Source organism: Pseudonocardia sp. (genome assembly GCF_025965585.1).
Lineage (GTDB): Bacteria > Actinomycetota > Actinomycetes > Mycobacteriales > Pseudonocardiaceae > Pseudonocardia.
On the sequence record NZ_JAOPWR010000458.1, the window covers coordinates 21,206 to 27,637 of the forward strand.

Here is a 6,432-nt window from a genome sequence, read left to right on the forward strand (position 1 = left end):
GGAACGGGCCCGCGCCGGCGGCCCCCGACACGATTTCCCCCGTGCCGGGCGCCTGCGACCAGCCCGACGGCGACCTCACGCGCCGGGTCGAGTCGTGGAGGCTGCACCCTTCTACGCGCGGCGCCCCCCGCTGCAGCGTCCTCGCCGGCGGAGGCGTTCCGTGGGCACCGACACGGCGTCGGCACGTCCCGGACCGGTCATGGGCGGCGGGCGATCGCGGCGAGCCGGGCGGCCGGCGGCGGGGCGCCGTCCCGGTTGTCGATCTCCGTGTGCGGCACCGGAGGTGGGGTGTCGGGCTGCATTCGGGCCAGGAACGCGTCGAAGGCGGCACGCTTGCCGGCGTCGTGGGCACGTCCACGGTCGGCGAGGCGCCGGCGCAGCGTGGCGTCGTCGCTGCGCACCCACAGCAGCCGCACGGGATCGCCGCCCAGCTCCGCGACGAAGGACACCCAGCGCGCCGGGTCGCGGATCTGGCCCGTGAACGGCGCCACGAGCATCACCGGACAGCCGTGGGCGCGGACCTCGCGGGCCGTGGCGACCATGCCCCCGTACTCGTGGACCTTGACGTGCTCGTCGTACCACGCTCCCTCGCGTTCCCCCGGTGACCGCCCTGCCGCCGCCAACGTGGCCGCGACGAACCCGCCGTAGACCGTGTCCTTGTCCAGCAGCGCGGGCACCGGCACCAGCAGGGCGAGCAGCAGGCTTGCGATCGTGCTCTTGCCCGCGCCCGGCGGACCGGCGACGACCCAGACCTCGGCCGGCTTCATCGCCACGCCCGTCAGCCGCGCAGCGTGCGCAGGATGCGGGTCAGGTCCTTGCGGTCGGCGTCGCTGAGCACGCCGAAGTAGCTCTCGGCCTCCGCCGCGCGGGCGGCCCGGATGGCTGCGCCCACCTCGACGCCGCGGTCGGTGAGCTGGACGAGCGTGGCGCGCCGATCGTGGGGATCGGGCAGGCGCTCCACCAGGCCCGCCTCCTGCAGGTCGTCCACCACCTCGGTGGCCGACCGGGGCGCGATGCGCAGGTGCAGGGCCAGCTCGGACAGGCGCATGGTGCCGCGGCGGGCGAGGACGCCGACCGCGCGCGACTGTGACGGCGTGACGTCCCACGGGGCGAGGGCCTCGCGGCTGAGGTGCCGCAGCCGGCGCGCGACCGACCAGAACGCCTCGGCGAGGGACTCGTCCTTTTCGTCAGGCTCCACGGGAATACCGTATCAACATCTGGTGTTGCTCCCTCATGTTGAGGTAACCTCAGCATCACCCGAACAGAGGAGCACACCTTTGGAGCCCCCACGTATCAGATCCCGTCCCGTCAGTGCCGCCGAGAAGAAGCAGGCCCGCGAGGTATCCCTGCGCCGCATCGGCCGGCTCTTCACCCCCTACCGCTGGCAGCTCGTCATCGTCACGGCGATCATCGTCGCGTCGTCCGTCGTCGGGCTCGCCTCTCCGTTCCTGCTGCGCGCGGTGATCGACACCGCGCTGCCCGACCGGAACCTCAGGCTGCTCATCTGGCTGGTCATCGGCATGGTCGCCGTCGCCGCCGTCACGTCCGCCTTCGGCGTGGTCCAGACCTGGATCTCCACGAAGATCGGCCAACAGGTCATGCACCGGCTGCGCACGGACGTCTTCGCCCACCTGCAGCGCCAGTCCATCGCCTTCTTCACGCGCACCCGCACCGGCGAGGTGCAGTCGCGCATCACCAACGACATCGGCGGCATGCAGTCCGTCGTCACGTCGACGGCCACGTCCGTCGCCTCCAACCTCACCACCGCCGTCGCCACCGCGGTCGCGATGGCCGCGCTGTCCTGGCGGCTCTCGCTGATCTCGCTGGTGGTCATGCCGCCCGCCATCTACCTGACGCGCCGCGTCGCGCGGATGCGCCGCACCATCACCGCCCAGCAGCAGCGTGAGCTGGCCGACCTCAACGTCACCGTCGAGGAGGGCCTCTCGATCAGCGGTATCCAGCTCTCCAAGACCATGGGCGCCGGTCCCGCGCTCGTCGACCGCTTCACCGGCTCGTCCACGCGCCTGATCGACCTGGAGCTGCGCTCGCAGCTGGCCGGCCGCTGGCGGATGGCCTCGATGAGCGTCATCTTCGCCGCGATCCCCGCGGTCATCTACCTCGCCGCCGGCCTGCCGGTCGCGGCCGGGACCATGAGCATCGGCACGCTGATCGCCTTCACCACCCTGCAGGGCACCCTGTTCCGGCCCATCACGAGCCTGCTCAACGTCGGCGTCTCGCTGGTCAGCTCGCTGGCGCTGTTCGCCCGCATCTTCGAGTACCTCGACCTGCCCGTGGAGGTGGACGACCCCGCCGAGCCGGTGGCGGTCGACCCCGCCCGCGTCAAGGGCCACGTGCGCTTCGAGGACGTCACGTTCGCCTACGGCGGCAGCGACTCCGCGGCCGTGGCCGGCATCGACCTGGACGTCCCCGCGGGCACCACGCTCGCGCTCGTCGGCGAGACCGGCTCGGGCAAGAGCACGATCGCCTCGCTGGCCGCACGCCTCTACGACCCGAGCGCGGGCCGCGTCACCATCGACGACGTCGACCTGCGCGACATGACGCTCGCCGACCTCGCGTCGGTCGTCGGTGTGGTGAGCCAGGAGACCTACCTGCTGCACACCACCGTGCGCGAGAACCTGCGCTACGCCAAGCCCGACGCCTCCGACGCCGAGATCGAGGCCGCCGCCCGGGCCGCGCAGATCCACGACCTGATCGCGAACCTGCCCGAGGGCTACGACACCGTGGTCGGCTCCCGCGGCCACCGCTTCTCCGGCGGGGAGAAGCAGCGCATCGCCATCGCGCGCACGCTGCTGCGCAACCCCCGCGTCCTCGTCCTGGACGAGGCCACGAGCGCGCTGGACAACGAGACCGAGCGCGCCGTGCAGAAGGCCTTCGACGCGCTGGCGCAGGGCCGCACCACCATCACCATCGCCCACCGCCTCTCCACCGTGCGCGACGCCGACCAGATCGTGGTGATCGACCGCGGTCACGTGGTCGAGGCGGGCACCCACAGCAGCCTGGTGGCCGACAACGGGCGCTACGCCGCACTCGCCGCCTGAGCGCGGCTTCGGGTAGGAACACCCCATGCCTCCCGATCTGCCCATCACCGTGCACCACGACGACGGCCTCGCCGTGGTCACGATCGACCACCCGCCGCTCAACCTGTTCGACGGGGGGATGGGCGCCGCGCTCGTCACGGCCCTCGACGAGCTTGAACAGCTCGACCCCCGAGCGGTGCTGTTCCGGTTCGAGGGCCGGATCGTCACCGGCGGTGTGGACGTCGCCGTCTTCGGCGGACTCCGCAACGCCAAGGCGGCCACCGACCTGTTCACGGCGCTCGTCTCGATCGCGCAGCGCGTGGCCGCGCTGCCCTGCCCCACCGTCTTCGCCGCCCACAGCATGTGCCTGACCTGGGGCTTCGAGCTCGCGCTGGCCTGCGACATCATTCTGGCCGCCGACCGTGCGTCGTTCGGACTCGTCGAGGCCACCGTCGGGCTGACCCCGGCCATGGGCGGCACCCAGCGGCTCGCCGAGCGCGCGGGCACCGGACGAGCCCGCGAGTTCGTCATGACCGGCGACCGCTACGACGCCGCCACGATGCACAGCTGGGGTGTGGTGAACCGGGTGCTCCCCGCCGACGGCTTCGACGACGCGGCCCGCGCGTTCGCGCGGCGGCTGGCCGCCGGCCCCACGGTGGCCCACGCCGCCACGAAGAAGGTGATCGGCGCCTACCTCGAGGGCGGCGTCGCGAAGGCCGACGCCGACGTGCCCGCCGTCGCCGGCGCGCTGTTCGACACCGAGGACCTCCGCGGCGCCATCCGCACCTTCCTCGCCGAGGGCCCCGGCCACGCGACGTTCGAGGGCAGGTAGCCGCCCTCGGGCGCGCAGCACCGCACGCGCCGACGTCACAACGGGCGCGCCGTCGCCGCCGACGCCGGGTCGCGGGCCCACCAGCGTGATCGGGGTGCACCCCCGGGATGGTGCGGGCGCCGGCGAAGCGTCATGGTGGCGGGACATTCCAGTCCTCGGGAGTCGCCATGTCAGTTCTCTCCGCCGTGCTCGACGCAGCGCGCTCCGGCGCGGTCGAGGTCGTCGACCTCACCACCCCGCTGCAGTCCTCGACGCCGATCCTTGAGCTGCCGCCGCCGTTCGCGAACACGAGCCGGTTCCGGCTCGAGGAGCTCAGCCGCTACGACGACCGCGGCCCCGCCTGGTACTGGAACGACATCCACACCGGCGAGCACACCGGCACCCACCTCGACGCGCCCGTGCACTGGGTGTCGGGCAAGGACGGGCTGGACGTCTCGCAGGCCCCGCTGAGCACGCTCGTCGCGCCGGCCGTCGTGATCGACATGACCGCCGAGGTGGAGAAGGACGCCGACTTCCTGCTGCAGATCGACCACGTGACGGCGTGGGAGGCCGAGCACGGCCCGCTGCCCGACGGCGGCTGGCTGCTCTACCGCACCGGCTGGTCGTCGCGGGGTGAGGACGCCGTGGCGTTCGCCAACGCCGACGAGAACGGCCCGCACACGCCCGGCGTCGCCCCGGAGTGCGCGCGCTGGCTCGCGCAGGAGTCGCCGATCACCGGCTTCGGCACGGAGACGGTCGGCACGGACGCGGGCGCCGCGCACGGTTTCGACCCGCCCTTCGCCTGCCACAACCACCTCATGGGCGCGAACAAGTGGGGCCTGACGAGCCTGCGCAACCTCGACGCGCTGCCGCCCACCGGCGCGATGATCATCGTGTCGCCGCTGCCGATCGTCGGCGGCTCGGGCAGTCCGGCCCGCGTACTCGCGCTGGTGGAGCGATGACTGCGGGTACCACCGTCGCGGACGTCGTCGGGTCGGTGCTCGCCGGTCTCGGCGTCGGGCACGCGTTCGGGGTGGTCGGCAGCGGCAACTTCCACGTCACCAACGCCCTGCGCGCGCGCGGCGTGCCGTTCACCGCCGCCCGTCACGAGGGCGGGGCGGCGACGATGGCCGACGCCTACGCGCGGACGTCCGGCGAGGTCGCGGTGCTCTCGCTGCACCAGGGCTGCGGCCTGACCAACGCCCTCACCGGCATCACCGAGGCCGCGAAGAGTCGCACCCCACTGCTGGTACTGGCCGCCGACACGGGCGGCGCCGCGGTGCGGTCGAACTTCCGCATCGACCAGGACGCGCTCGCGGCCTCCGTCGGGGCGGTGCCGGAGCGGGTGTACTCGTCCGCGTCCGCGGTGGCGGACGTGCTGCGCGCCTACGAGACGTGTCGCGGACAGCGCCGGACCGTCGTGCTCAACCTGCCCCTCGACGTGCAGGAACAGCCGTGCGAACCCGCCACGCCCCGGTTCGTCCCGCAGCTCCCGGGTCGCCCGAACGCCGCCGCGGCGTCGGACCTGGCCCGGCTGCTCGACGGGGCAGAACGTCCGGTGTTCATCGCCGGCCGCGGCGCCCGGCACGCCGGACCCGAGCTTGCCGCGCTCGCCGACACCTGCGGGGCGCTGCTGGCCACGTCCGCCGTCGCGAACGGGCTGTTCACCGGCCACGCCTGGTCGCTGGGCATCTCCGGCGGGTTCGCCACCGACCTGGCCGCCGAGCTCATCACCGGCGCCGACCTCGTGGTGGCCTGGGGCGCGTCCCTGACGATGTGGACCACCCGCCACGGCGCCCTGATCGGCGACGGCACCATCGTCGTGCAGGTGGACGACACGCCGTCCGCGATCGGGGCGCAGCGGGCCGTGGACCTGGGGGTGCTGGGCGACGTCGGCGAGACAGCGCGGGACGTCGCCGTCCTGGTGAGCGGTGGTCCGGGCTACCGCACCCCCGCTCTCGCCGAGCGCATCGCCACCGCGGGCCGGTGGTCGCAGATCCCGGTGCCGCAGCAGGCACCTGATCCCGACCACATCGACCCGCGCACGCTCTCCGCCGCCCTCGACGCGCTGCTGCCCGCCGAGCGCACGGTGGCCGTCGACTCCGGCAACTTCATGGGCTACCCCAGCGCCTACCTGGCCGTCCCCGACTCCGACGGGTTCTGCTTCACGCAGGGCTTCCAGTCGATCGGGCTCGGGTTGGCCACCGCGCTGGGCGCCGCGATCGCCCGCCCCGGCCGGCTCACCGTGGCCGCACTCGGCGACGGCGGGTTCCTCATGGGCATCTCCGAGCTGGAGACGGCCGTGCGGCTCGGCATCGGCATGCTCGTGGTGGTCTACGACGACGCCGGCTACGGCGCCGAGTTCCACCACTTCACCGGCGCCGACCACGGCACCGTCCGCTTCCCCGACACCGACCTCGCCGCGATCGCCGCGGGCTACGGCTGCCCCGCGGCCACCGTCCGGTCCGAGGGCGACCTCGACGCCGTCCGCAAGTGGCTGGACGGGCCGCGGGACCGCCCGATGCTCGTCGACGCGAAGGTGCGCACGGACGAAGGGTCCTGGTGGCTGATGGAGGCGTTCCG

The 6,432-nt window shown here is 73.3% G+C and carries 6 protein-coding genes; 4 read left to right on the top strand and 2 right to left on the bottom strand.

The genetic code is table 11. The annotated features are described in order from the left end of the window. Positions 1-197 precede the first annotated feature (197 nt). Together JWR81_RS28150 and JWR81_RS28155 are read right to left on the bottom strand one after the other, a co-directional pair. Positions 198-767 carry an AAA family ATPase gene (locus JWR81_RS28150; RefSeq protein WP_297659447.1) on the bottom strand — a complete coding sequence of 190 codons (570 nt, stop codon included), beginning with the start codon at positions 765-767 and terminating at the stop codon, positions 198-200. An 11-nt stretch (positions 768-778) separates the two neighbouring features. Next, positions 779-1,198, bottom strand: a complete 420-nt coding sequence (locus JWR81_RS28155) for a MarR family transcriptional regulator (protein WP_297659437.1) — start codon at positions 1,196-1,198, stop codon at positions 779-781. A 79-nt stretch (positions 1,199-1,277) separates the two neighbouring features. Here JWR81_RS28155 and JWR81_RS28160 point away from each other — a divergent pair, with 79 nt between their 5' ends. The 4 genes from JWR81_RS28160 to JWR81_RS28175 form a co-directional block, all read left to right on the top strand. Continuing rightward, positions 1,278-3,059 (top strand): ABC transporter ATP-binding protein, encoded by a 1,782-nt coding sequence (locus JWR81_RS28160; RefSeq protein WP_297659438.1) that lies wholly within the window; start codon positions 1,278-1,280, stop codon positions 3,057-3,059. 25 nt (positions 3,060-3,084) lie between these two features. Next, positions 3,085-3,870, top strand: coding sequence for an enoyl-CoA hydratase/isomerase family protein (locus tag JWR81_RS28165; protein WP_297659440.1), 786 nt, complete (start codon positions 3,085-3,087; stop codon positions 3,868-3,870). Between the two features lie 167 nt (positions 3,871-4,037). Continuing rightward, positions 4,038-4,811 carry a cyclase family protein gene (locus JWR81_RS28170; RefSeq protein ID WP_297659442.1) on the top strand — a complete coding sequence of 258 codons (774 nt, stop codon included), beginning with the start codon at positions 4,038-4,040 and terminating at the stop codon, positions 4,809-4,811. Beyond that, a partial coding sequence (locus JWR81_RS28175) for a thiamine pyrophosphate-binding protein (protein WP_297659444.1) occupies positions 4,808-6,432 on the top strand: 1,625 nt, incomplete at its 3' end. The genes JWR81_RS28170 and JWR81_RS28175, both read left to right, overlap by 4 nt.

What these genes read in the sequence shown, in the direction of transcription:
- JWR81_RS28165 (WP_297659440.1), top strand. Translation starts at nt 3,085, where the DNA reads ATGCCTCCCGATCTGCCCATCACCGTGCACCACGACGACGGCCTCGCC.
- JWR81_RS28150 (WP_297659447.1), bottom strand. Translation starts at nt 767, where the DNA reads ATGAAGCCGGCCGAGGTCTGGGTCGTCGCCGGTCCGCCGGGCGCGGGC.
- JWR81_RS28170 (WP_297659442.1), top strand. Translation starts at nt 4,038, where the DNA reads ATGTCAGTTCTCTCCGCCGTGCTCGACGCAGCGCGCTCCGGCGCGGTC.